Raw genomic sequence first — 25,290 nt, 5'->3', positions numbered from 1 at the left:
GCATGCGGCGCGGGACCCGCCGCGCAGGTGGTCATGCATGCGATGGTTGCGCGTGTGACGCTTGCCGCCACATGCGCAAGGGCTCCCGCAACGGTGATCCGGCAGGCGATCCGCCAGGCGATTCGGCTTAGAATCGGCGGTTCGTGCCCGATATCCGGGCGTTCTTCCGAAAGCCACCCATGTCCGCAGTTTCGCCCACCCAAGATGCCGCCGCAGGCGGCTGGATCGTCCTCAAGTTCGGCGGCACCTCGGTGTCGCGTCGCCATCGCTGGGACAACATCGGCAAGCTGGCGCAGAAACGTGCGGACGAGATCGGCGGACGGGTACTGGTGGTGGTATCCGCGCTGTCGGGCGTGACCAACGAACTGACCGCCATCGCCGACGGTGCCGATGACAGCCGGCAGCGGTTCGAGGCACTGCAGCGCCGCCACCACGAATTCCTGGCCGAGCTCGGGCTGGATGCCGATCCGGTGGTGGGCGTGCACCTGGCATCGCTGCGCGGCTTGCTGGACGACCCGCGCGCGGCCACCCGTTCGCTGGACTGGCAGGCCGAAGTGCTGGCCCACGGCGAACTGCTGTCCTCCACCCTGGGCGCGGCCTACCTGCGCGCGCAGGGCCTGGATTTCGGCTGGATGGACGCGCGCCAGTGGCTGCACGCGCTGCCGCCGCAGCCCAACCAGAGCCCGTGGTCGCAACGGCTGTCGGTGAACTGCCGCTGGCAAGGCGACGACGACTGGCGCAGCCGCTTTGCCGAGCAGCCCACGCGCATGCTCCTGACCCAGGGGTTCATCTGCCGCCATGGCGATGGCGGTACCGCGGTGCTCGGCCGTGGTGGCTCGGATACCTCGGCCGCGTATTTCGGTGCGCTGCTGGGCGCGCGCCGGGTGGAAATCTGGACCGACGTGCCCGGCATGTTCAGCGCCAATCCGCGCGAAGTCCCCGATGCGCGCCTGCTCAGCCGCCTGGGCTACGCCGAGGCGCAGGAGATCACCACCACCGGCGCCAAGGTGCTGCACCCGCGTTCGATCAAGCCGTGCCGTGATTCGGGCGTGCCGATGGCGGTGCTCGATACCGAGAACCCGGACATGTACGGCACGGTCATCGACCGCAGCGCCGCCACCGTGCCGGGGGTCAAGGCGATCAGCCGCCGCAACGGCGTGGTGCTGGTGTCGGTGGAGGACATCGGCATGTGGCAGCAGGTGGGCTACCTGGCCGACGTGTTCGAACTGTTCCGCAAGCACGCGCTGTCGGTGGACCTGATCGGCACCTCGCAGACCAACGTGACCGTGTCGCTGGATCCCAGCGAGAACCTGCTCAGCCAGGACGTGCTGTCGGCGCTGGCCGCGGACCTGGAGAAGATCGGCCGGGTCAAGGTGATCGTGCCGTGCGCGGCCATCACCCTGGTCGGGCGCGGCATGCGCTCGCTGCTGCACATGCTGCCGGAGGTGTTTTCCAACTTCGGCCACGAGCGGGTGCACATGATCTCGCAGTCGTCCAACGACCTGAACCTCACCTTCGTCATCGACGAGGCCGATGCCGAAGGCCTGCTGCCGCAGTTGCACGCCGCGCTGATCGACAGCGGCGCGATGCCGGCGCAGGAAACCGAGGTGTTCGGCCCGCGCTGGCGCGAGATCAACGGCGCGGTGCGCCCGCGCCCGGAGCCGTGGTGGCGCGGCGAGCGCGAGCGGCTGCTGCAGCTTGCCCGGTCCGGCACCCCGCGCTACGTCTACCACCTGCCGACCGTGCGCGCGCGCGCGCGCCAGCTCAAGGCGGTGGCGGCGGTGGACCACCGCTATTACGCGATCAAGGCCAATCCGCACCCGGCCATCCTGCGCACGCTGGTGGAGGAGGGCTTCGGCCTGGAGTGCGTGTCGCTGGGCGAACTGCGCCATGTCTTCGCCACCCTGCCGCAGCTGGACCCGCAGCGGGTGCTGTTCACCCCCAGCTTCGCCCCGCACGCCGAGTACCAGCAGGCCTTCGCCCTGGGCGTGACCGTCACCGTGGACAACGTCGAGGCGCTGCAGCGCTGGCCGGACACCTTCCGTGGGCGCAGCCTGTGGCTGCGCATCGACCTGGGCCATGGCGACGGCCACCACGAGAAGGTCAACACCGGCGGCAAGGAGGCCAAGTTCGGCCTGCCGGCCGCGCGGGTCGACGAGTTCATGGACGTGGCGCGCACGCTGGGCGTGATCGTCACCGGCGTGCACGCGCACCTGGGCAGCGGAGTGGAGACCGCCGGCCACTGGCGCCTGATGTGCGACGAACTGGCCGGCTTCGCCCGCCGCATCGGCACCGTGGCCACCCTGGACATCGGTGGCGGCCTGCCGATTCCGTACAGCGCCGATGACGAGCCATTCGACCTGGACGCCTGGGCCGCCGGCCTGGCCGAAGTGCGGCAGGTGCATCCGGCGTTCGCACTGGCGATCGAGCCGGGCCGCTTCCTGGTGGCCGAGGCCGGCGTGCTGCTGGCGGCCGCCACCCAGGTGGTGGAGAAGGACGGCGTGCACCGGGTCGGCCTGGATGCGGGCATGAACGCGCTGCTGCGCCCGGCGCTGTATGACGCCTGGCACGACATCGTCAACCTCCAGCGCCTGGACGAAGCGGAGGATGGAATGTTCGACGTGGTCGGCCCGATCTGCGAGTCGAGCGACATCTTCGGGCGCCGGCGCCGCCTGCCTGCCGCCACCACGCCCGGCGACACCATGCTGGTGGCCGATGCCGGCGCCTACGGCCACGCCATGGCCAGTACCTACAACCTGCGCGCGCTGCCGGACGAGGACGTGCTCGATGGGGCCGCGGACTGAGCCGGCGCCGCCAACGCCGGCATGCGCCGCGGCCAGCCGGGCGCCACGCAGGCTGCCTTCGGCCATGCTTGGCGCTACGCTGAAGGCCCTGGCCGCCGGTGAGGCGACGGTCTTCGCCGACGCCTCCACGCCCGGCCGCCGCCTGCGCCGGGCACGCTCCACCACGGATATCGCATGACCATTTTCGATCGAGACGCCATCCAGGTTTTCCGCTTCGTGCGCTGCGGCCTGGACCCTGCCACCGGCGTGGCCGAGCTGGCCTACGCCTTTGACGACGGCCCCGAGCTGGTGGAGACGATCACCGTGCCCGGTGCTCCGTTCGTGCTGCAAGGCGCGCGCGCCGCGGCGGTGGAACGTGCGCTGCGCCTGCTGCACCTCATTGCCGGGGTGAGCTACTACAAGGCCGCCGTGCCCCCGCGCATCGCGATCGAGGGCGCGCCCATCGACGCCGGCACCGCTGCGCTGCTGGAGCAGGTCTACCTCAATGGCCTGGGCGAGTTTGCCTATCGCAACGGCCTGGACCTGCGTGGCCGGATCCGCTTTCCCGCCGATGCGCAGGCGCAGCCCGGCTCTGACGCGGCACGGACCGACGCGGCACAGGCCGACGCAGTACCGGCCGGGCCGGCGCTGGTGGCGATCGGCGGCGGCAAGGACTCGCTGGTCAGCATCGAGGCGCTGCGTGCCGCGGGCGTGGAGCAGACGGTGGCGTGGATCGGCAACTCGCAGCTGATCCGCACCTGCGCCGAGCGCACCGGCCTGCCCACCCTCAACATCGGCCGTGCGCTGGCGCCGGAACTGTTCGAGATCAACCGCCAGGGTGCCTACAACGGCCACATCCCGGTGACCGCGGTCAATTCGGCGATCCTGGTGCTGGCTGCACTGCTCACCGGCCACGGCCAGGTGGTGTTTTCCAACGAGCGCTCGGCCAGTTATGGCAGCCGCATCGTCACTGCCGATGGCACCGTCACCGACGAGGTCAACCACCAGTGGTCCAAGGGCTGGGAGTTCGAGCGCGCGTTCGGCCGCCATGTGGAGCGGTACGTGGCCGGCGCTGCGGCCGGCGACGCGGCCGGCCCGGCGCTGCGCTACTACTCGTTGCTGCGGCCGCTGTCGGAACTGGCGGTGGCCCGGCAGTTTGCCCGCAACGACCACTACGACGCCCATTTCTCCAGCTGCAACCGCAATTTCCACATCCTCGGCGAGAAGCCCGCGCAGCGCTGGTGCGGGCTGTGCCCCAAGTGCCATTTCGTGTTCCTGGCGCTGGCTCCGTTCATGCCCAAGACCCGGCTGGTCGGCATCCTTGGCCGCAACCTGCTGGACGATGCGGCGCTGGCCGCCAGCTTCGATGCGCTGCTGGAGTTCGGCGAACACAAGCCGTTCGAATGCGTGGGCGAAGGCCGTGAGTCGCGCGCGGCGATGGCGTGGCTGGCCACGCGCCCGGAGTGGCGCGAGGACGCGCTGGTGGCACGCTTCGCCCGCGAGATCCGGCCGCAGCTGGACGCCGGTGCACTGGCGCTGGAACCGCTGCTGGAGCCGCAGGACGAGCATCGCGTGCCCGCCGGGGTGTGGGAGCGGGTGCGTGCACATTTCGCAGCTTGAGGGCTTGCGTGTCGCACTGTGGGGCTGGGGCCGCGAAGGCCGTGCCGCGTACGCGGCGCTGCGTGCCGTCGCGCAGCGTGCCACCGTGCAGCGTGCCGTCGCGCAGCCCGCGGCCGACGATGGGCAGCCCGGCGCGCGCTTCCCCGCTGGCCTGACCCTGTTCTGCCCGCCGGCCGAGGCCGCGCACGCACGCGCCCTTGGCGATCCATGGCTGCAGATCGAAACCGACGCCACCGGCGAGCGCCTGGCCGCGTTCGACGTGGTGGTGAAGTCGCCCGGGATCAGCCCGTACTCGGCCGCCGCGCAGGCCGCCGTTGCGCAAGGCACCCGGTTCATCGGCGGCACCACGCTGTGGTTTGCCGGCCACGCCGATGCGCGCAGCGTCAGCATCACCGGTACCAAAGGCAAGAGCACCACCACCGCGCTGCTGGCCCACCTGCTGCGTGCCGGCGGCCATCGCACCGCGCTGGCCGGCAACATCGGCCTGCCGCTGCTGGAAGTGCCGGATGACCCCGCGCCCGCGTTCTGGGCCATCGAGCTGTCCAGCTACCAGACCGTGGACGTGGCCGCCGGCGATGCGCGGCCGGACGTGGCGGTGGTGCTGAACCTGTTTCCGGAACACCTGGACTGGCACGGCAGCCAGGAACGCTACATGGCCGACAAGCTGTCCCTGGTCACGGCCGCGCGGCCACGCACGGTGGTCCTCAACGCCGCCGACCCGCGCCTGGCCGCGCTGCAGTTGCCGCACAGCCGCATCGTCCGCTTCAACGATGCGCAAGGCTGGCACCTGCGCGGGACATGGCTGTACCGCGGCGCTGCACGGGTGATGGACACCGCCGACGTACCGCTGCCGGGCCAGCACAACCGTGCCAACCTGTGCGCGGCGCTGGCGGCGATCGAGGCGCTGGGCCTGGATGCCGCCGCCCTGGCGCCGGCTGCGCGCAGCTTCCGCCCGCTGCCGCACCGCCTGCAGTGGCTGGGCGAGCGCGACGGCGTGGCCTGGGTCAACGATTCGATCAGCACCACGCCGCACGCCAGCCTGGCCGCGCTGGATTGCCATCGCGGGCAGCGGACCGCGATCCTGCTCGGCGGCCATGACCGCGGCCTGGACTGGAGCGATTTCGCCACGCAATTGCGCAATCGCGGCGCGGACGAGGGGCCGGCGGCGGTGGTGACGATGGCGGCCAACGGGCCGTTGATCCACGACGCGCTGGCGCCGCTGGCGGCCGCCGGCAGGTTCACGCTGGTGGCCGCCGCCGACCTGGCCGATGCGGTCGCCCGGGCGCGCACGCTGCTGGACGGGCAGGGCGTGGTCCTGCTGTCGCCCGGTGCTCCCAGCTTCGGCGCCTATCGCGACTACACCGAGCGTGGCCGCCACTTCGCGGCCCTGGCCGGTTTCGACCCGGAGGCCATCAGCGCCATTGCCGGGATCGGCGTCGCCTAGCTGTCCCGGCACGCATCGCCAAGCTCGCCGGAACCGGGGCGACGGTGGCCGGGCCACGCGCGGTGGCTGGCCGGCGCGCCGTCAGTGGCTGCGTTCGACCGCGTAGCGGGCCAGGCCGCGCAGCGCGGCCAGGGCTTCGGATTCGGGCAATCCATCCAGGGCCGACTCGGCGGCGCTTGCGTATCCGCTGGCGCGGCGGCGGGCGTAGTCCAGGCCGCCACTGGCGTGGATCGCGGCCAGCACGTCCGGCATGGCCTGCGCATCGCCGTGCTGCACCGCCTCGCGCAGGCGCTGGCGGGTGGCCGGGTCGGCGTGGGCGATGGCATGGATCAGCGGCAGGGTGGCCTTGCCCTCGGCCAGGTCATCGCCCAGGTTCTTGCCCAGGTCGCCGGCCTGGGCCGTGTAGTCGAGCACGTCGTCGGCAATCTGGAAGGCATAGCCCAGGTTCATGCCGTAGTCGTACAAAGCCTGCTGCGCCGCTGCGTCCGCGCCGGCGGCCAGTGCACCCAGGCGGGTGCCGGCGGCGAACAGCACCGCGGTCTTGCGCTCGATCACGCGCAGGTACGCGGCCTCGTCCACGTCCGGGTTGCGCACGTGCAGCAGTTGCAGCACCTCGCCCTCGGCGATGCGGTTGGTGGTGTCGGCCAGGACCTGCATCACCTCCATGCGGTCCAGCTCGACCATCAGCTGGAAGCTGCGCGAGTACAGGAAGTCGCCGACCAGCACGCTGGCCGCGTTGCCCCAGATCGCATTGGCGGTGCTGCGGCCGCGGCGCAGGTCGGACTCGTCGACCACGTCGTCGTGGAGCAGGGTGGAGGTGTGGATGAACTCGATGATCGCCGCCAGCTGGTGGCGGTCGGCGCCGGCGTCGCCACCGGCTGCGGCGGCCTGCGCGGCCAGCACCACCAGCATCGGCCGCAGGCGCTTGCCGCCGGCCGAGACGATGTGCTCGGCGATCTGGTTGATCAGGACCACGTCCGAGGCCAGGCGGGCGCGGATCAATGCGTCCACCGCCGCCATGTCGGGCGCGGCCAGGGCCTGGACCCGGGGCAAGTCGGCGTAGCGGGGGGAAGTGGCGTGGTCGACCATGCGGAGCGCCCGTGAAGGTGCCGGGATTATAGGCGGCCGGCGGGCACAATCCCTACAGCACGACGCGGGTTGCTGCCGCTGGAACGGTGCGCGGGGCTATACTCCAATGCCTTTCGAGCGGGCCCGCCCGGGCTCCGGAACCGGAATCCACACTATGGCGCGCGGCATCAACAAGGTGATCCTGGTCGGCAACCTCGGCAACGATCCCGAAACCAAGTACACCCAGTCCGGCATGGCCGTGACCCGCATCAGCCTGGCCACCACCAGCGTGCGCAAGGACCGCGAGGGCAACACCCAGGAACGCACCGAATGGCACCGCGTGGTGTTCTTCGGCAAGCTGGGCGAGATCGTCGCCGAGTACCTGCGCAAGGGCTCGCAGGTGTATGTCGAAGGCGAGATCCGCTACGACAAGTACACCGGGCAGGACGGCCAGGAGCGCTACAGCACCGACATCGTCGCCAACGAGATGCAGATGCTGGGTGGCCGCGGCGGTGGCGAAGGCGGCGGTGAGCGTCCGCAGCGCAGCGCCGCACCGCGCCGCGAGTACGGCGGCGGTGGCCAGCAGCGCAACGCCCCGGCGCAGTCGCCCCAGCCGGCGGCAGAAGGCGGCTTCAACGACAGCTTCGGCGACGACGACATCCCGTTCTAGCGAACACCCGCGGCGTTGCCGCCGCCGAGGTCGTCCAGGATCGGGCAATCGGGCCGGTCGTCGCCATGGCACTGGCGGGCCAGGTCCTGCAGGGTCCGTTGCATCGCCTGCATCTGGGCGATGCGTTCGCCCAGGTGCGCGGCATGCTCCTGTGCCAGGCGCTTGACCTCTTCGCTGGCGCGGTCCCGGTCCGACCACAGCGCCAGCAGGTGCTCGATCTGGCGGATGGCGAAGCCCAGCGCACGCGCGCGCTTGATGAAGCGCAGCCGATGGATGTCCGCGGCGGCGTACAGGCGGTAGCCGGCGCGGGTCCGGCCCGCTTCCGGAATCAGGCCGATGCCCTCGTAGTGGCGGATCATCTTGGCCGATACCCCGGACAGGCGCGCGGCCTCGCCGATGCTGTGCAGCGCCTGTGCGCGTGCTTCATCCCGCGCCGGTCCCGGTGGCCTGGCCGTCATGCCGCACCTCCATCGGCGCCGGTACCGCGCCCGGCGGGCCGCCAGCGCTTGAGCAGCAGGGTGTTGCCGAGCACGCTGACCGAGGAGAACGCCATCGCCGCGCCAGCCAGGATCGGGTTGAGCAGGCCCATTGCCGCCAGCGGAATGCCGACCACGTTGTAGCCGAACGCCCAGAACAGGTTCTGGTGGATCTTCCGGGTCGTGCGCCGCGACACGTCGATGGCATCGGCCACCAGCGCAACGTCGCCACGCATCAAGGTGATGGCGGCCGCGTGCATGGCCACGTCGGTGCCCGAGCCCATGGCGATGCCGACGTCGCTGGCCGCCAGCGCGGGGGCGTCGTTGATGCCGTCGCCGACCATTGCCACCACGCCGTGGCGCTTGAGTGCCTGCACCACATCGACCTTCTGTTCCGGGCGGACATCGGCGTGCACCTCGTCGATGCCCAGGCGCTCGGCGATGCCGTGCGCCGCGCCGGCGTTGTCGCCCGAGATCATCACCGTGCGCACGCCAAGCCGGTGCAGGCGGTCGATCGCCCCCCGTGCGCTGGCCCGGGGTTCGTCACGATAGGCCAGCAGGCCCAGCACCCGGACCGCACCCTCGCTGCCGCGGGCAAGCCAGGACACGGTGTGGCCGCTGCCGGCCAGTGCCTCGGCCCGCGCCGCCAGTACGCCGGCATCGGCGCGTACTTCGTCGATCAGCGCACGGTTGCCCAGCCACACCTGCTGTCCGTCGATCCAGCCGGTCAGGCCACGGCCGGGCAGGGCGCGGGTATCGGTGGCCGCGGCCACCGGGCTCGCCTCGCGCAGCACGGCCCGTGCCAGCGGATGCTCGCTGCCGCTCTGCAGCGCCGCGGCCAGGCCGAGCAATGCATCGCGGGTGCCTTCGGCAGGGATCGCTTCGACCAGCCGCGGTTCGCCCATGGTGAGGGTGCCGGTCTTGTCGAAGGCCACCACGTCGACCTTGTGCGCCAGTTCCAGTGCCTCGGCATCCTTGATCAGGATGCCGGCACCTGCTGCCACGCCGGTGCCGGCCATGATCGCCGTGGGCGTGGCCAGGCCCAGCGCACAGGGGCAGGCGATGACCAGCACCGCCACGGCGTTGAGGATGGCCGCGTTCCAGTCCTGCGTGGCCAGGCCCCAGGCCAGCAGCGTGGCCAGCGCGACCACCAGCACGGCTGGCACGAATACCGCGCTCACCCGGTCCACGGTCTTCTGGATCGGCGCCTTCTTCGCCTGCGCGTCCTCGACCAGGCGGATGATGCGGGCAAGGGCGGTCTCGGCGCCGATCGCGCGGGTTTGGACCACCACCACGCCTTCGCCGTTGACTGCGCCGCCGGTAACCGGGTCGCCTGCAGACTTGGCCACCGGCACCGATTCGCCGGTGATCAGCGATTCGTCGGCGTGGGTGCGGCCTTCGCGCAGCTGTCCGTCCACCGGGAAGCGTTCACCCGGGCGCACGATCACGAGGTCGCCCACGCGCACCTGTTCCACCGGCACTTCCACTTCGCCCGATGGGCCGCGCACCCGCGCGGTGGCGGGCTTCAGTGCCTGCAGCGCGCGGATGGCCGCGGTGGTCTGGCGCTTGGCCCGCCCTTCGAGGTACTTGCCCAGCAGGATCAAGGTGATGATCGCCGCCGATGCCTCGAAGTACAGGTCGGTGGAGCCTTGCAGCAGGTGGTGGACGCTCAGGCCGAAACCGGCCGAGGTGCCCAGCGCCACCAGCAGGTCCATGTTGCCGGTGCCGGCCCGCAGTGCGTGCCAGCCGGCGCGGTAGAAGCGGGCACCCAGCCAGAACTGGACCGGCGTGGCCAGCACCAGCTGGACCCACCCCGGCAGCATCCAGTGCCGGCCGAACAGCATGCCGGCCATGGGCAGTACCAGCGGCGCGGTCAGCAGCGCGGCGATGACCAGGTGGCGCGCTTCGCGGGTGTCCGGGCGGGCCTTGCCGGGTGCCTGCTGCCCGGCGCCTGGCGCGGCGGTTGCCGGATGCCGTGCGCGATAGCCTGCGGCGTCCACCGCGGCCATGAGCGTAGCGTCGTCCACGGCGCCGGCAGTGCGGACCCGTGCGCGCTCGGTGGCCAGGTTCACCGCCACATCGACCACGCCGGGCACGCGCCCGAGCGCGCGTTCGACCCGCGCCACGCAGGAGGCGCAGGTCATGCCTTCGATCGACAGTTCGATGTCGCCGGTGCGGACCTGGTAACCGGCGGCCTCGATCGCGTCCACGATCTGCGCGGCAGCCGGCAGGGCGCTGCCACGTACGCGGGCGGTTTCGGTGGCGAGATTGACCGCCGCTTCCTCTATGCCGGGAAGCTGCAGCAGGGCGCGCTCCACGCGCGAGGCGCAGGAGGCGCAGGTCATGCCCTCGATGGGCAGGCGCAGGTCGGTGGCAACGGCGGCGGTCATGGCAGGTCTCCCGGTTCAGGCACAGCCTGAGCCTTCCCACAGTGGGAAGGTCAAGGGATCGAAGTCAAATCCGGCCTCCGGGCCGCCTGGCGCGACCGCTCAGCGACGGCGTGGATCAGGCACGGTCGCGTCCGGGTAGTCGCGGTCCGGGTCCGGGCCGTCCGGCGGGTCGTCGGGCTGGTCGCGGTCCTTCCAGCGCGCCTTGTCGTTGCGCAGCCGGTCGGGGGTGAAGGCCTTGGCCTGGTCGCTTTCGGGATTGTGCTCGGGAGTGCGTGGCATGGCGGGATCCTCCTGGCCGACCAGTCTGGACCGCGCCGTGTCACGGCCAGGTGGTCTGCTGCGTGCACACCGCTGCCGCGCGTGTCCGGGCCTGCGTGAAGACGCATTCACGGCGTTCTTACGCATGGGCGCTGATAGTCGGCAGTCCGGACGGGATGGCAAGGATGGGCGCCATGAACAGCAGGCTGAGGGGACGACGCATCCTGGTGGTCGAAGACGAGGACATGCTGGCCCAGTGCCTGAGCGAGACGCTGCAGGACAATGGTGCGGTCGTGGTCGGGCCGGCCGGCCGCCTGGCCGACGCGATGACCCTGGTCGATGCCGACCACGCACTCGAGGCGGTGATCCTGGACGTGAACCTGGCCGGCGAGAGCGCCTATCCGCTGGCCGATCGCCTGATCGATCGCGGGGTGCCGCTGCTGCTCACCTCCGGCTACGACCGCAGCAGCACGCCGGCGCGCTACGCCGACGTGGCCTATTGCACCAAGCCCTTCGGTACCGCGCAGGTGGTCCAGGCCCTGGCGTCGCTGCTGCCAGCCTGACCTGGCGCGCACCGGCGGCACCGGGCAAGCGAGCCGCCAGACGTGAACGCAACCGGGCCGTGCGGGCCGCGCAACCGTGCGGGCGCAGGCCTTTGCCGGCACAATGGCGGGCCGCAGCTTGCAACCGGGTCGGCCGTCCATGAAGTCCATTGGAATCAGAAACATGACCAGCGCGGCGCAGGTCCGCGCGCGGGTCGCGTATGGCCACGCCGTGGCGGACAGGCTGCCGGCGTGAGCGCATCGGCACAGGCGCGCCCGGCGTCGACCTGGCTGGTGACCGGCGGGGCCGGCTTCATCGGCGGGAATTTCGTGCTCGAAGCGGTGGCGCGCGGGGTGCGGGTCATCAACCTGGATGCGCTCACCTACGCCGGCAACCTGGATACCTTGGCCGCGCTGCAGGGCAATCCCGACCACGTCTTCGTGCACGGCGACATCGGTGACCGCGCGCTGGTGGACCGGCTGCTGGCCGAGCACCGCCCGGATGCGATCCTCAACTTCGCCGCCGAAAGCCACGTGGACCGCTCGATCGACGGGCCGGCCGCCTTCATCCAGACCAACGTGGTCGGCACCCTGGCCCTGCTGGAGGCCGCGCGCGACTACTGGAAAGCGGTGGACGGCGAGCGCCGCGAAGCGTTCCGCTTCCTGCACGTGTCCACCGACGAGGTGTACGGCTCGCTGGGCGACACCGGCCTGTTCACCGAAACCACGCCGTATGCGCCCAACTCGCCGTACTCGGCATCCAAGGCGGCATCGGACCACCTGGTGCGCGCGTTCCACCACACCTACGGCCTGCCGGTGCTGACCACCAACTGTTCCAACAACTACGGGCCGTACCACTTCCCGGAAAAGCTCATCCCGCTGGTGATCGCCAAGGCCCTGGCCGGCGAGCCGTTGCCGGTCTACGGCGATGGCCGCCAGGTGCGCGACTGGCTGTACGTGTCCGATCACTGCGAGGCGATCCGCACCGTGCTGGCCGGTGGCCGCGCCGGCCAGACCTACAACATCGGCGGCAATGCAGAGCAGCAGAACATCCAGGTGGTGCGTGCGGTGTGCGCGCTGCTGGACGAGCGCCGCCCGCGCGCCGACGGCCGCCCACGGGAAAGCCAGATCACCCATGTCGCCGACCGTCCCGGCCACGACCGCCGCTACGCGATCGACGCATCCAGGATCAGGGACGAGCTGGGCTGGGAGCCGGCCTACACCTTCGAGCAGGGCCTGGCCGCCACCGTGGACTGGTACCTGGACAACCAGGACTGGGTGCGCCGCGTCCTTGACGGCAGCTACCGGCTGGAGCGCATCGGCATCGCGGTCTGAGGGGCCACAACCCTGCGCCCGCGCGCATGCGGGCCGCAGGCACCGCGCATTGGCTGCGCGGTCATCCAAGGTGAGGGCGAATGACACAACGCAAGGGCATCATCCTGGCCGGCGGTTCCGGCACCCGGCTGTATCCGATCACCCGTGCGGTCAGCAAGCAGCTGCTGCCGGTGTACGACAAGCCGATGATCTACTACCCGCTCAGCGTGCTGATGCTGGCGGGCATCCGCGAAGTGCTGGTGATCAACACCCCGCATGAGCAGCCGCTGTTCCAGGCGCTGCTGGGCGACGGCTCGCAGTGGGGCCTGGACATCCAGTACGCGATCCAGCCCAGCCCGGACGGCCTGGCCCAGGCCTACCTGATCGGCCGTGATTTCGTCGGTGGCAGGCCCAGCTGCCTGGTGCTGGGCGACAACATCTTCCATGGTGACGGCCTGACCGGGCTGCTGGCTCGTGCCAGCGCCCGCACCGAGGGCGCCACCGTGTTCGGCTACTGGGTGCGCGATCCGGAGCGTTACGGCGTGGCCGAGTTCGACGCCGCAGGCAAGGTGGTGGGCATCGAGGAGAAGCCGTCGCAGCCGCGCTCCAACTACGCGGTCACCGGCCTGTACTTCTACGACGGCCGCGCCAGCGAGTACGCCGCCGGACTCAAGCCCTCGGCGCGCGGCGAGCTGGAAATCACCGACCTCAACAAGCGTTACCTGGACGAAGGCCAGCTCTATCTGGAACCGCTCGGCCGCGGCTACGCCTGGCTGGATACCGGCACCCACCGTTCGCTGCTGGAGGCCTCCACGTTCATCGAGACGATCGAGACGCGCCAGGGCCTGCGCGTGTGCTGCCCCGAGGAGATCGCATTCGGCAACGGCTGGATCGACGCTGCGCAACTGGAGGCACTGGCCGCGCCGCTGGCCAAGAACGGTTATGGCCAGTACCTGCTGGAACTGGCCCGGCGCGGCACGGTGGTGCCATGAAGGTGGTGCAGACCGACCTGCCGGGCTGCGTGGTGATCGAACCGGCGGTGTTCGGCGATGCGCGTGGCTTCTTCTACGAAACCTGGAACGCGCAGCGCTATGCCGAACACGGCCTGCCGGCCGGTTTCGTGCAGAGCAACGTATCGCTGTCCGCGCGCGGGGTGCTGCGCGGCCTGCATTACCAGTGGCCCTACCCGCAGGGCAAGCTGGTCAGCGTGCTGGAGGGCGAGGTCTACGACGTGGCGGTGGACATCCGCCGTGGTTCGCCGCATTTCGGGCGCTGGACCGCGGCCGTCCTCAGCGCGGAGAACAAGCGCCAGTTCTGGATCCCCGAGGGTTTCGCCCACGGCTTCGTGGTGCTGTCCGAGCGCGCGCTGTTCAGCTACCTGTGCACCGCGCCATACGACAAGGCGGCCGACGCGGGCATCCGCTGGAACGATGCGGCCATCGGCGTGGATTGGCCGGAGGCGGCACCGCTGCTCTCGGACAAGGACGCCGGTGCGCCGTTCCTGGACGACATCGCCCCCGAGCGCCTGCCGGTCTTCCTGGGATGAGGCTGCTGCTGCTGGGCGCCAACGGCCAGTTGGGGCGCGAACTGCAGCGCAGCCTGGGCGCGCTGGGAAACGTGGTGGCTGCCACGCGCGATGGCCGCCTGCAGGACGATGGCGCGCCAGGGCAGGCACGCCCGGGCACGGTGATCGCCGCAGACCTGGCCGACCCGGACGCGCTGGCGGCGCTGGTCGCCCGCCAGGTCCCGGACGCGGTGGTCAACGCGGCCGCGTACACCGCCGTCGACCAGGCCGAGGATGACCGCGAGGCCGCGTTCCGGATCAACGCCGAGGCGCCCGCAGCGCTGGCCCGGGCCTGCGCCGCGGCTTCCATTCCGCTGGTCCATTACTCCACCGACTACGTGTTCGACGGACGCGGCAGCCGCCCGTATCGCGAGGACGATCCGACTGCGCCGCTGGGCGTGTACGGCGCCAGCAAGCTGGCCGGGGAGGACGCGGTGCGCGCGGCCGGCGGCCGCCATCTGGTGCTGCGCACGGCCTGGGTGTATGCCGCCCACGGGCGCAACTTCCTGCGCACCATGCTGCGCCTGGGCGCCGAACGCGAGGAGCTGGGCGTGGTGGCCGACCAGGTCGGCACGCCCACGCCGGCCGCCCTGGTCGCCGATGCCAGCGCACGCATGCTGGCGCAGGCGCTGGGCGACGCCACGCTGCGTGGGACCTGGCACGTGGTCGCCGACGGCCAGACCAGTTGGCACGGCTTCGCCGAGGCCATCTTCGCCGAGGCGGTCGCCGCCGGACTGCTGCTGCGTGCGCCGCGGGTGCGGCCGATCACCACCGCCGACTACCCGACCCCGGCCCGGCGCCCGGCCTATTCGCATCTGGATACGGCGCGCCTGCGCACCGACTTCGGCATCGACCCGCCGCACTGGCGCGCCGGCCTGCAGCAGGTGGTGGCGCGCCTGGCCGCCGCCGCGCCGCGGCCGTAGGAGTGGCCCGGGGTCGCGGGCCCGGGCGCAGCCCGCAGGGCGTGAGTGCGCCGGGTTGGCGGCCGGTGGCCCGCCACGTCCTTGCGCACTGGACTTGCCGGCGCCGGGCCGATAGCGTGTCGGCTTCTTGATTGCAGGGGAAACCATATGGCCCACAGCTCCGGCACGCCGCAACTGACCTTCCGGGCGGTTGTCCTGGCCATTGTCCTGGCGGTGGTGCTGTCGGCGGCCAATGCCTACCTGGGCCTGTTCGCTGGCCTCACCGTGGCCACCGCGATCCCGGCTGCAGTGGTGTCGATGGGCGTGCTGCGGCTGCTGGGCGGCGGCACCATCCTGGAGAACAACATCGTCCAGACCGGCGCCTCGGCCGGCTCGTCGATCGCCGCCGGCGTGATCTTCACCATCCCCGCGCTGGTGCTGATGGGCTACTGGTCCGACTTCAGGTACTGGTGGGTGCTGGGCATCGCCGGCCTGGGCGGCCTGCTGGGCGTGCTGTTCTCGGTGCCGCTGCGGCGCACGATGATCGTCGAGGCGCCGCTGCCGTTCCCCGAGGGCAAGGCGGCCGCCGAAGTACTCAAGGCTGGCGACAACCCGGGCCAGGGCCTGAAGATCCTCGCCGCCTCGGCGGCCATCGGCGGCCTGGTCAAGCTGGCTGCGGCCAATGGCCTGCGCCTGATCCCGGACAGCTGGGCGGTGGCCGGATACTTCGCCAACGGCAAGGTCATCGGCTACCTGGGCACCGGCCTGTCGCCGGCGCTGCTGGGCGTGGGCTATATCGTGGGCCTGAACGTGGGCATCGTGGTGCTGTCCGGCGCGATCCTGTCCTGGCACATCGCCATCCCGGTGTACAACGCGTTCTTCCTCGCCTCCGACCCCTCGCTGGCAGCAGCGATCGCCACCGCGCCGGCGGCCGATGCGGCCTTCGCGATCTGGTCGGCCAAGATCCGTTTCCTGGGCGTGGGCGCGATGCTGGTGGGCGGGGTGTGGACCCTGTTCTCGCTGCGCAACTCGCTGCTGGCCGGCATCCGCAGTGGCTTTGCCGCCGCGCGCAAGGGCGCTGGCGCGGTGACCCTGGAGACCGACCGCGACCTGCCGATGAAGTGGATGCTGGTGGCGCTGGTGTTGTTCGTGCTGCCGCTGCTGGCGCTATACCAGAGCATCGTCGGCCTGTGGTACGTGTCGATCCCGATGACCATCATCATGATCGTGGCCGGCTTCCTGTTCGTGTCGGTGTCCGGCTATCTGGCCGGCCTGGTCGGTTCGTCCAACAATCCTGTCTCGGGCATCACCATCGCCACCATCCTGTTCGCCTCGGTGGTGCTGCTGGTGCTGCTGGGCAGCAAGGGCCAGGTGCAGGTCGGCGGCGCGCCGCTGGGTGCGGTGGCCGCAATCATGATCGGCGCGGTGGTGTGCTGCGCGGCGGCGGTCGGCGGCGACAACCTGCAGGACCTCAAGACCGGCTACCTGGTCGGCGCCACCCCGTGGAAGCAGCAGCTGATGCTGGGCATCGGCGCGTTCTCCTGCGCGCTGATCATGGCGCCGGTGCTGAACCTGCTGCAGCAGGCCTACGGCATCGGGTCCAAGACCCTGCCGGCGCCGCAGGCCAACCTGATGGCCTCCGTGGCCAAGGGCCTGTTCGGTGGCCAGTTGCCGTGGACGATGATCGCCATCGGCGGCGTGATCGGTGCGCTGGTCATTGCGCTGGATGGCTGGCTCAAGGCGCGCGGCTCGCGCTTCCGGGTGCCGGTGCTGGCCGCGGCGATCGGCATCTACCTGCCGCTCGAATTGATGGTGCCGATCTTCATTGGCGGCCTGCTGGCCTACCTGGTGCAGCGCTTCCACCAGGTGCGCGCCGACGACGAGGCCGGGCTGGACCGGGTGCACCGGCCCGGCGTGCTGTTCTCGGCCGGCCTGATCACCGGCGAGGCGCTGATGGGCATCGCCATCGCCCTGCCGATCGTGCTCACCCAGAACCCGGAGGTGCTGGCATTGCCGCTGGACTTCGGCGCCGCGGCGCAGTGGATCGGCCTGGTCGTGCTGGGCCTGGTCGGCTGGTTGCTGTACCGGGTGGGCAAGCGCGGCGAAAGCAGTGCCTGACCAATGGTTTTGCGGTGGGCGGCGGTGCCGTCCATCAGCGCTGGCCCGGCGGCGCGGTATCGCATCCGGGATCGTTCACAGCCAGGAGTTCCGGATGACATCCCCCCGATCGTCCCTCGTGTTCGCAATGGCCGGCCTGCTCGGCGTGCTGGTGCTTCCGTCCGCAACGCAGGCTGCCACCCGTGGCTTCGACGTGCGCGACCTGCAGGCGCTCGAGCGCGCCTCCTCGCCGCTGCTCTCGCCCGACGGCGCGCAATTGGTATTGGCCAGGCGCCAGGTGGCGCTCGACGATGGCATGCCAGGCAAGGCCACCACCGGGCTGTGGATACGTGATCTGCGCACCCGCGACCTGGCGCCGCCGCGGCGACTCACCCCCGCGGACTGGAGTGTCAGCGCGCCGGCCTTTTCGGCCGATGGACGCACGGTCTACTTCCTGAGCGCGCAATCCGGCAGCAACCAGCTGTATGCAATGCCGGTGGCCGGAGGCACGCCGCGGCAGGTCACCGGCTTCGCGCTGGACGTGGGCAGCTACCGGCTTTCGCCGGATGGCCGCCGGGTGGCCTTCAGTGCCGACACCTTCGCCGAATGCGCCGCTGATTTCGCCTGCACCCGCGAGCGGCTGGACCGGCGCGCGGCGGACAAGGCCAGCGGCATGCTCTACGACAGCCTGTTCGTGCGCCACTGGGACACCTGGAAGGACGGACGCCGCAGCCGCCTGTTCGTGGCCACCCTGCCGGCCGCCGGTGCACGGGTCGCCACGGCCGTGGCGCTGGGTGCCGGCCTGGACGGCGACATTCCGTCCAAGCCGTTCGGCGGCAAGGAGGACTACGCCTGGGTGCCCGACGGCAGCGGCGTGGTGGCCAGCGTGCGCGTTGCCGGCCGCAGCGAGCCGTGGTCGACCAATTTCGATCTGTACCACCTGCCGGCCGACGGCGGTGCGCCGGTCAACCTGACCGCGGCCAACCCGGCCTGGGACGCAGGCCCGGTGTTCAGCGCCGACGGACGCACGCTGTTCTACCGCGCGATGAAGCGCGCCGGCTTCGAGGCCGACCGCTTTGCCCTGATGGCGCGTGACATGGCCACCGGCGCCACCCGGCAGATCGCACCGGGCTGGGACCGCAGCGCGGACGACATCGCCGTGGCCGCCGACGGGCGCACCCTCTACGTAGCTGCGCAGGATACCGGCGAGCACCCGCTGTTCGCGGTGGACGTGGCCTCGGGCCAGGTGCGCAAGCTGGTCGCCGGCGGCACCGTCAGCGAGTACGCCGTGGCCGGCGGGACCCTGGCATTCACCCGCAACTCGCTGCACAGCGGCAACCAGGTGTTCACCGCGCCGGCGTCCGACCCGCAGGCGCAGCGCGCCATCACCCCCAGCGCCGGCGAGCTGCTGCCGGAGGTGGCATTCGGCGCGTTCGAGCAGTTCAGCTTCCCCGGCTGGAACGGGGAGACGGTGCATGGCTACGTGGTCAAGCCGTGGAACTACGAGGAAGGCAAGCGCTATCCGGTCGCGTTCCTGATCCATGGCGGCCCGCAGGGCAGCTTCGGAAACAGCTGGAGCTACCGCTGGAATCCGCAGACCTATGCCGGGCAGGGCTATGCGGTGGTGATGATCGACTTCCACGGCTCCACCGGTTACGGCCAGGCCTTCACCGATTCGATCAGCGGCGACTGGGGCGGCAAGCCGCTGCTCGACCTGCAGAAGGGCTGGGCTGCCGTGCAGCAGAAGTATCCGTTCCTGGATGGCGAGCGCGCCTGCGCGCTGGGTGCCAGCTACGGCGGCTACATGGTCAACTGGATCGCCGGCAACTGGTTCGACGCGGACGGCAACTCGCCGTGGAAATGCCTGGTCAACCATGACGGTGTGTTCGACACCCGCTCGATGGGCTACGTCACCGAGGAACTGTGGTTCACCGAATGGGAGAACGGCGGCACCCCGTACCAGGTGCCGGAGAACTACGAGAAGTTCAACCCGGCCAACCACGTGGCCAGGTGGAAGGTGCCGATGCTGGTGGTGCAGGGCGAGAAGGACTACCGGGTGCCGGTGGACCAGGGCCTGTCCACCTTCACCGCACTGCAGCGCCGTGGCATCGACTCGCAGCTGCTGTACTTTCCCGACGAGAACCACTGGGTGCTCAAGCCGGCCAACAGCGTGCTCTGGCACGACACGGTCAATGCCTGGCTGAAGAAGCACACCGGGCAGTGAGCGTCGCATGCGGCGGCCGGCGCGATGCCGGCTGCCGCACTGCGCGGCTGGCCCGCATCGTATTGGAGCCCTGATGGCGATCCCCGCCAGTGAAACATCCACTGCCCTGATCCAGAACGACATCGTCGTGTTCGGCCTGATCGCCGCCACCCTGGGGGTGATCTTCTGGCTGGCCAGCGGCCCGACCCCGTTCTGGAAGAAGTTCTTCGCCTGGGTGCCGGCGTTGCTGCTGTGCTACTTCGTGCCTGCCATCTACAACACCGTCGGCCTGATCGACGGCAGCCAGGGCGCGATCTACAACCCGATCGGCAGCCGCGTGCTGCTGCCGGTTGCGCTGGTGCTGCTGACCATGACCATCGACCTGAAGGGCGTCCTCAGCCTCGGGCCGCGGCTGCTGTTCGTGTTCTGCATGGGGACGCTGGGCATCGCCCTGGGCGCGGTCGTGTCGTTCCAGCTGTTCGAGTGGATCAGGCCGGAGGTGGTGGCCGGCGACGTGTGGAAGGGCATGGCCGCGCTGTCGGGCAGCTGGATCGGCGGCGGCGCCAACATGGTCGCCATCCGCGAGGTCTACCAGGTCGATGCCACCCTGTTCGGGCAGTTCGCGGTGGTCGATGTGGCCATCGCCAACCTGTGGATGGCGACCCTGCTGTTCCTGGCCGGGCGCGCGGCCAGCATCGACGCGCGCAGCGGCGCCGATACCCGCGCGATCGACGAGATGAAATCGCGCCTGGAGGCCTACGAGGCGGCCAATGCCCGGATTCCGACGCTGACCGACCTGATGGTGATCATCGGCATCGGCTTCGGAATCGTCGGCGCCGCACACGCGGCGGGCGCACCCCTGGCGGCCTGGTTCTCGGCCAACGTGGCGAACGCCTCGCGTTTCAGCCTGGACTCGGGCTTCGTCTGGGTGGTGGTGTTCTCGACCCTGGCCGGCCTGCTGCTCAGCTTCACCCCGATGCGGCGGCTGGAGAACGCGGGCATGGCCAAAATCGGCAGCGCCTGCCTGTACTTCCTGATCGCCAGCATCGGCATGCAGATGGACTTCACCCAGCTCGCCGACCGTCCCTGGCTGCTGGCGCTGGGCGCGGTGTGGATGGGCGTGCACATCCTGGTGCTGTGGGGCGCGGCGAAGATGGTGCGCGCGCCGCTGTTCTACTTTGCGATCGGTTCGCAGGGCAATATCGGTGCGGCCGCGTCCGCGCCGGTGGTCGCCGCGGCGTTCCATCCCAACCTGGCGCCGGTGGGCGTGCTGCTGGGCACCATCGGCTATGCGACCGGCACCCTGATCGCGTACTGGATCGGCCAGGTCCTGCGGCTGATGGCCACGTAGGAGCCGGTCTTGCCGGCGACTACCACGGCTCCGAGGCGGAGTAGGCGATTCGCGTATGGCGGTCGCCGGCAAGACCGGCTCCTACAAAGGCGATCCGTTGTTCCGGCGCCGCTGCGTCAGCAGCAGCGGAATCCGCCGCGGCCGCCGTAGCGGGCTTCCTGGCGCTGCCGGAAGAAGGTCTTGTAGTCCATCGGCTCGCGGTCGGGGTGCTTTTCCAGCATGTGCCGGACGTAGTTGTCGTAGTCCGGGATGCCGCAGCACAGGCGCGCGGTCTGCACCAGGCGCCGCCATACACGCTTGTGCGTGGCGAAATACTCCAGCGGGACAAGTTGCCCGGCCATCACATCCACGCCTTCTGCTGCTCGGGAGTGAGCGCCACGTATGGCGTCTCCCGGTCGCTGCGCAGCGGGTTGGCGCGCGCCTTGCGGATCGCGATGATCGAGTAGGCCAGCACGCTCAGCACCACCAGCATGAACAGCAGTGTCAGGAGCGCATTGACGTAGTTGTTGACCATCACCTGCTGCATGGCGCCGAAATCGCGCGATGGTGCAATCAGTTCGCCGGCGTCGAGCGCGGCGCGATAGCGGTTGGCCTGGGCCAGGAAGCCCACGCCGGGATCGGCCGAGAACAGCTTGATCCAGCCGGCGCTCAGGGTGCAGGCCAGCAGCCAGATCGTGGGCAGGACCGGCACCCAGGCGTAGCGGTCGCGCTTCATCTTGAACAGCACCACCGTGCACAACAGCAACGCGATGCCGGCCAGCATCTGGTTGGCGATGCCGAACAGCGGCCACAGCATGTTGATCCCGCCCAGCGGATCGGTCACGCCCTGGTAGAGGAAGTAACCCCATAGCGCCACGCAGCCGGCGGTGGCCACCAGGTTGGGCACCCAGGCATCGGTATGGCGCATGGACGGGATGAAATTGCCCAGCAGGTCCTGGAGCATGAACCGGCCCGCGCGCGTGCCCGCATCGACCGCGGTGAGGATGAACAATGCCTCGAACAGGATCGCGAAGTGGTACCAGAACGCCATCATCCCTTCGCCGGGCAAGGCCGCGTGCAGGATCTGGGCGATGCCCACCGCCAGGGTCGGTGCGCCGCCGGCGCGCGACAGGATCGACGGTTCGCCCACGTCCACCGCGGTCTGCTGCAGCACCTCGGGGGTGACCACGAAGCCCCAGCTGGACACCGTCTGCGCGACCGCGGCCGCGTCGGTGCCGATGATCGCCGCCGGGCTGTTCATCGCGAAGTACACGCCCGGGTCGATGATCGCCGCGGCCACCAGCGCCATGATCGCCACGAACGACTCCATCAGCATGCCGCCGTAGCCCAGGTAGGGCGCGTGGCGCTCGTTGGCCATCAGCTTGGGCGTGGTGCCCGAGGCGATCAGCGCGTGGAAGCCGGACACCGCGCCGCAGGCGATGGTGATGAACAGGAACGGGAACATCGAGCCCTTCCACACCGGCCCGCTGCCGTCGGTGAAACGGGTCAGCGCCGGCATTTTCAGCTCCGGCATCACCACCACGATGCCGATGGCCAGGGCCACGATGGTGCCGATCTTGAGGAAGGTGGACAGGTAGTCGCGCGGGGCCAGCAGCAGCCACACCGGCAGTACCGCGGCCACGAAGCCGTAGCCGATCAGCATCCAGGTGATCTGGGTGCCGCTGAAGGTGAAGGCCGGGCCCCAGGTCGGGTGCTCGGCGACCACGCCGCCGAACCAGATCGCCGCCAGCAGCAGGACCAGGCCGACCACCGAGATCTCGCCGATCCTGCCGGGCCGGACGTAGCGCATGTACAGGCCCATGAAGATGGCGATGGGCATGGTCGCGATCACCGTGAACATGCCCCACGGACTCTCGGCCAGCGCCTTGACCACGATCATCGCCAGCACCGCCAGGATGATGACCATGATCAGGAACGCGCCGAACAGGGCGATGGTGCCGGGCACCTGGCCCATCTCCTCGCGCACCAGGTCGCCCAGCGAGCGCGCGTCGCGCCGGCTGGAGATCACCAGCACCATGAAGTCCTGCACCGCACCGGCCAGGACCACGCCGACCACCAGCCACAGCAGCCCGGGCAGGTAACCCATCTGCGCGGCCAGCACCGGGCCCACCAGCGGGCCGGCGCCGGCGATGGCGGCGAAATGGTGGCCGAACAGCACGTGCTTGTTGGTGGGCACGTAGTCCAGGCCGTCGTTGTTGAGGATCGCCGGCGTGGCCCGGGTGGCGTCCAGTTCCAGCACCCGGTCGGCGATGTACAGCGCGTAGAAGCGATAGGCGACCAGGTAGATCGACACCGCCGCCACCACGATCCAGATCGCATTGACCGGTTCGCCGCGGCGCAGGGCGAGGGTGCCCAGGCAGAACGCACCCAGCAGGGCCAGCGCGGCCCAGGCGACTCTGGACATGACTTTCATGGCACGCCTCCAGTGGATCGGCCCGAGGGTCCGCCCCCGTACCGGTGCAGTCAATGCGCGTTGCGCAAACTCAGGGGCGCCTGGCGCTGCACGGCCAGCGCCAGGGCAACGTGTACCGGCAGCAGCAGGGCGATCCATGGAAGGTTGTACTGCGGTGCCTGGCTGAGCCACTGCAGGATCCAGCCAAGTGCGGCCAGCGCCGCCACCGTCCAGCACAACACCCGTGCCAGGCGTGCGGGCGCACGCGCGCGCAGCAAGGCCACGCCGGTGGGCAGCAGCAGCAGGCACAGCGGGTCCAGCAGCCACAGGTTGCGGTTGGCCCACGCGGCCTGGTGCGTGGTGCCCGTCCACAGGAACAGCAGCAGCACGCCGCCAAGCCCGCACAGCAGCCAGAAGGGCAGGGCCACCGCACCCAGCAGCCGTGGCCGCCGGCGCGCGGCCATCACGCCGGCGGCGGCCACCAGGCCGGCCAGCAGCCACGGCCAGACCCGGCGCGGGCTGTCGGTCGGTTCCGGTGCCAGGCGGTGCGGCAACAGCTCCTCTTCGGCCAGTACCAGTGCGCGGCCATCGCCGTTGTCGGCCTCGCGCAGGCTGTCGGCCAGGCGCATCGGCACGAAGGCCTCGTCCCAGCGTGACAGCGCACGATCGGCATATGGCCCCAGGCCCAGGTCGAAGCCCAGCCACATCCACGCCGCCGGGCGCGCCAGGCGCACCGCCTCGCTGCGGTAGGTGTTGCCGCGCGAGCGCGCGGCCAACTGGGTCTTGAGTGCGCCGCCCAGCGCCTGGTCCAGGGCGTCACGCACCTGGGTGGCGCAGTTGGCGGTGAAGTAGTCGTAGCGGTAGCGCGCGTTCTCGGGCCGGGCGCGTTGCGCCAGCGCATCGGCCAGCGCCTGCGCGCGTGCCGGCTCCAGGTCCAGCCACTGCAGGCGCACGCCGCGGCCGGCCTCGCGGTACTGGACCAGGTCCTCGGCCAGCGGCAGCGCGACCAGGTAATACATCATTTCCCCGCGCACGAAGCGGGACACGAAGTCCGGTTCGGACGGGTCGAAGTAGCCGAAGTTGTACGAGGTCGCCGCCCCGGTGTGCGGGTCGACCACCACGATGGCGTCATGGCCGAAGCGCTCGAAGAACACTTCGCCCGGCTGCATCGTCATCACCGCGATGCGCGGCGCGGCCCAGGCCAGGGCCGGCGCCAGCAATGCCGCCAGCAGCGCGATCGCGGCGGCACAACGGCGCACGGCCGGCGACACGGGCGCCGCGTACGCCCGGGCAGGCATCAGGATTCGTCCTCCGCTTCCGGCGCCAGCACGCCCACCTGGAAGGCGCGCACCCGGCGTGCGTCGGCGCGGATCACGCGGAATGCGAACCGGTCCAGGGTCAGTTCCTCGCCGGCCTCCGGCAGGTGGCCGATCGCCTCGGTGACCAGGCCGCCGATGGTGTCGTATTCGTCGTCGGGGAAACCCGCGCCGAAGCGCTGGTTGAAGTCGCCGATGGGGGTGAGCGCGTCGACCACGAACTGGCCGTCGGCCTGCACCGCGATCAGCGCGCTGTCGTCCTCGGCCTCGTCGTGCTCATCGTCGATCTGGCCGACGATCTGCTCCAGCACGTCCTCGATGGTGACCAGCCCGGCCACCCCGCCGTATTCGTCCACCACCATGGCCATGTGGTTGCGCGAGAGCCTGAACTCCTTGAGCAGGACGTTGAGCTTCTTCGACTCGGGAATCAGCACCGCCGGGCGCAACAGCGCGTGGACGTTGCGCGGGCCGTTGTCGGCCACCACCCCGCGCAGCAGGTCCTTGGCCAGCAGGATGCCGAGGATCTCGTCGCGGTCCTCGCCGTGCACCGGGAAGCGCGAGTGGCCCGATTCGACCACCTGCCTCATCAATTCGATGAACGGGGCCTCGGCCGGCAGCGACACCATCTGCGAGCGCGAAACCATCACGTCGCCGACGGTCAGCTCCGACACCGACAGTGCCCCTTCCATCATGCGCAGGGTGTCGGCGTCGATCAGTGCATTGCCCTGCGCATGGCGCAGCACGGCAAGCAGGTCTTCGCGTGTGTCGGGTTCGCCGGAGAAGGCGGCGCTGAGGCGCTCGAGCCAGTTGCGCCGCTTCTCGAGGGGCTCGGATGCGGTTCGGCTACTACTGTCGTCTTCGGGCATCACGGGTGGATGGGCGCCACAGTGGCGTTGGCCG

The 25,290-nt window shown here is 70.4% G+C and carries 20 protein-coding genes; 12 read left to right on the top strand and 8 right to left on the bottom strand.

What is annotated here, in order from left to right; all coding sequences use genetic code 11:
- Window positions 1-179: 179 nt before the first annotated feature.
- The 3 genes from ACEJ41_RS09980 (at window position 180) to murD (ending at window position 5,847) form a co-directional block, all read left to right on the top strand.
- Window positions 180-2,804: a bifunctional aspartate kinase/diaminopimelate decarboxylase gene (locus ACEJ41_RS09980; protein WP_374012126.1), complete on the top strand. Its 2,625-nt coding sequence runs from the start codon at window positions 180-182 to the stop codon at window positions 2,802-2,804.
- Window positions 2,805-2,978: 174 nt separating this feature from the next.
- On the top strand, window positions 2,979-4,403 hold the full coding sequence (gene murL / locus ACEJ41_RS09975) for a UDP-N-acetyl-alpha-D-muramoyl-L-alanyl-L-glutamate epimerase (protein WP_374012125.1): 1,425 nt from the start codon (window positions 2,979-2,981) through the stop codon (window positions 4,401-4,403).
- The gene (gene murD, locus ACEJ41_RS09970) at window positions 4,384-5,847 is read left to right on the top strand and encodes a UDP-N-acetylmuramoyl-L-alanine--D-glutamate ligase (RefSeq protein WP_374012124.1); all 1,464 of its coding nucleotides are present in this window, start codon (window positions 4,384-4,386) and stop codon (window positions 5,845-5,847) included. Before murL ends, murD begins: the two co-directional genes overlap by 20 nt.
- An 81-nt stretch (window positions 5,848-5,928) precedes the next feature.
- Here the strand turns inward: murD and ACEJ41_RS09965 are convergent, their stop codons facing one another.
- Window positions 5,929-6,936, bottom strand: a complete 1,008-nt coding sequence (locus ACEJ41_RS09965; RefSeq protein WP_374012123.1) for a polyprenyl synthetase family protein — start codon at window positions 6,934-6,936, stop codon at window positions 5,929-5,931.
- A 154-nt stretch (window positions 6,937-7,090) separates the two neighbouring features.
- Here ACEJ41_RS09965 and ACEJ41_RS09960 point away from each other — a divergent pair, with 154 nt between their 5' ends.
- A complete protein-coding gene (locus ACEJ41_RS09960) occupies window positions 7,091-7,585 on the top strand; it encodes a single-stranded DNA-binding protein (protein ID WP_374012122.1) in 495 nt (164 codons plus the stop codon).
- On the opposite strand, the gene cueR is transcribed toward ACEJ41_RS09960, so the two are convergent.
- The 3 genes from cueR to ACEJ41_RS09945 form a co-directional block, all read right to left on the bottom strand.
- Window positions 7,582-8,043 carry a Cu(I)-responsive transcriptional regulator gene (gene cueR / locus ACEJ41_RS09955; protein WP_374012121.1) on the bottom strand — a complete coding sequence of 154 codons (462 nt, stop codon included), beginning with the start codon at window positions 8,041-8,043 and terminating at the stop codon, window positions 7,582-7,584. The genes ACEJ41_RS09960 and cueR overlap by 4 nt on opposite strands.
- Window positions 8,040-10,451, bottom strand: coding sequence for a heavy metal translocating P-type ATPase (locus ACEJ41_RS09950; RefSeq protein ID WP_374012120.1), 2,412 nt, complete (start codon window positions 10,449-10,451; stop codon window positions 8,040-8,042). Before ACEJ41_RS09950 ends, cueR begins: the two co-directional genes overlap by 4 nt.
- A gap of 99 nt (window positions 10,452-10,550) precedes the next feature.
- The gene (locus tag ACEJ41_RS09945; protein WP_374012119.1) at window positions 10,551-10,730 is read right to left on the bottom strand and encodes a hypothetical protein; all 180 of its coding nucleotides are present in this window, start codon (window positions 10,728-10,730) and stop codon (window positions 10,551-10,553) included.
- A 173-nt stretch (window positions 10,731-10,903) separates the two neighbouring features.
- On the opposite strand from ACEJ41_RS09945, the gene ACEJ41_RS09940 reads away from it, so the two are divergent.
- The 8 genes from ACEJ41_RS09940 (at window position 10,904) to ACEJ41_RS09905 (ending at window position 20,682) form a co-directional block, all read left to right on the top strand.
- On the top strand, window positions 10,904-11,272 hold the full coding sequence (locus tag ACEJ41_RS09940) for a response regulator (protein WP_374012118.1): 369 nt from the start codon (window positions 10,904-10,906) through the stop codon (window positions 11,270-11,272).
- Between the two features lie 231 nt (window positions 11,273-11,503).
- Window positions 11,504-12,586, top strand: coding sequence for a dTDP-glucose 4,6-dehydratase (rfbB, locus tag ACEJ41_RS09935; RefSeq protein WP_374012117.1), 1,083 nt, complete (start codon window positions 11,504-11,506; stop codon window positions 12,584-12,586).
- A gap of 80 nt (window positions 12,587-12,666) precedes the next feature.
- Window positions 12,667-13,557, top strand: a complete 891-nt coding sequence (gene rfbA, locus ACEJ41_RS09930; protein WP_374012116.1) for a glucose-1-phosphate thymidylyltransferase RfbA — start codon at window positions 12,667-12,669, stop codon at window positions 13,555-13,557.
- Complete coding sequence (gene rfbC / locus ACEJ41_RS09925) at window positions 13,554-14,111, top strand: dTDP-4-dehydrorhamnose 3,5-epimerase (RefSeq protein ID WP_374012115.1); 558 nt, start codon at window positions 13,554-13,556, stop codon at window positions 14,109-14,111. The genes rfbA and rfbC overlap by 4 nt, the downstream gene beginning before the upstream one ends.
- Entirely contained in the window at window positions 14,108-15,052 is a 945-nt protein-coding gene (rfbD, locus tag ACEJ41_RS09920) for a dTDP-4-dehydrorhamnose reductase (protein WP_374012114.1), read from the top strand. Before rfbC ends, rfbD begins: the two co-directional genes overlap by 4 nt.
- A gap of 147 nt (window positions 15,053-15,199) precedes the next feature.
- Window positions 15,200-17,149 (top strand): OPT family oligopeptide transporter, encoded by a 1,950-nt coding sequence (locus tag ACEJ41_RS09915; RefSeq protein WP_374012113.1) that lies wholly within the window; start codon window positions 15,200-15,202, stop codon window positions 17,147-17,149.
- 94 nt (window positions 17,150-17,243) lie between these two features.
- Window positions 17,244-19,352 carry a prolyl oligopeptidase family serine peptidase gene (locus tag ACEJ41_RS09910; protein WP_374012112.1) on the top strand — a complete coding sequence of 703 codons (2,109 nt, stop codon included), beginning with the start codon at window positions 17,244-17,246 and terminating at the stop codon, window positions 19,350-19,352.
- A gap of 73 nt (window positions 19,353-19,425) precedes the next feature.
- The gene (locus ACEJ41_RS09905) at window positions 19,426-20,682 is read left to right on the top strand and encodes a DUF819 domain-containing protein (RefSeq protein ID WP_374012111.1); all 1,257 of its coding nucleotides are present in this window, start codon (window positions 19,426-19,428) and stop codon (window positions 20,680-20,682) included.
- 116 nt (window positions 20,683-20,798) lie between these two features.
- Here ACEJ41_RS09905 and ACEJ41_RS09900 read toward each other — a convergent pair whose 3' ends face one another.
- From ACEJ41_RS09900 to ACEJ41_RS09885, 4 genes are read right to left on the bottom strand one after another with little or no spacing between them, the layout of a single operon-like run.
- Window positions 20,799-21,023 (bottom strand): YbdD/YjiX family protein, encoded by a 225-nt coding sequence (locus tag ACEJ41_RS09900; protein ID WP_374014116.1) that lies wholly within the window; start codon window positions 21,021-21,023, stop codon window positions 20,799-20,801.
- Window positions 21,023-23,095, bottom strand: coding sequence for a carbon starvation CstA family protein (locus tag ACEJ41_RS09895; RefSeq protein WP_374012110.1), 2,073 nt, complete (start codon window positions 23,093-23,095; stop codon window positions 21,023-21,025). The genes ACEJ41_RS09900 and ACEJ41_RS09895 overlap by 1 nt, the downstream gene beginning before the upstream one ends.
- A gap of 50 nt (window positions 23,096-23,145) precedes the next feature.
- Complete coding sequence (locus ACEJ41_RS09890) at window positions 23,146-24,372, bottom strand: DUF4105 domain-containing protein (RefSeq protein WP_374012109.1); 1,227 nt, start codon at window positions 24,370-24,372, stop codon at window positions 23,146-23,148.
- Complete coding sequence (locus ACEJ41_RS09885) at window positions 24,372-25,256, bottom strand: HlyC/CorC family transporter (RefSeq protein ID WP_374012108.1); 885 nt, start codon at window positions 25,254-25,256, stop codon at window positions 24,372-24,374. Before ACEJ41_RS09885 ends, ACEJ41_RS09890 begins: the two co-directional genes overlap by 1 nt.
- Window positions 25,257-25,290 lie beyond the last annotated feature (34 nt).

The sequence above is a fragment of the Pseudoxanthomonas koreensis genome, assembly GCF_041890415.1.
Classification (GTDB): domain Bacteria; phylum Pseudomonadota; class Gammaproteobacteria; order Xanthomonadales; family Xanthomonadaceae; genus Pseudoxanthomonas; species Pseudoxanthomonas koreensis_A.
The sequence above is the reverse complement of the archived record's forward strand: the minus strand, read 5'-3'. Positions and strand labels throughout refer to the sequence as shown.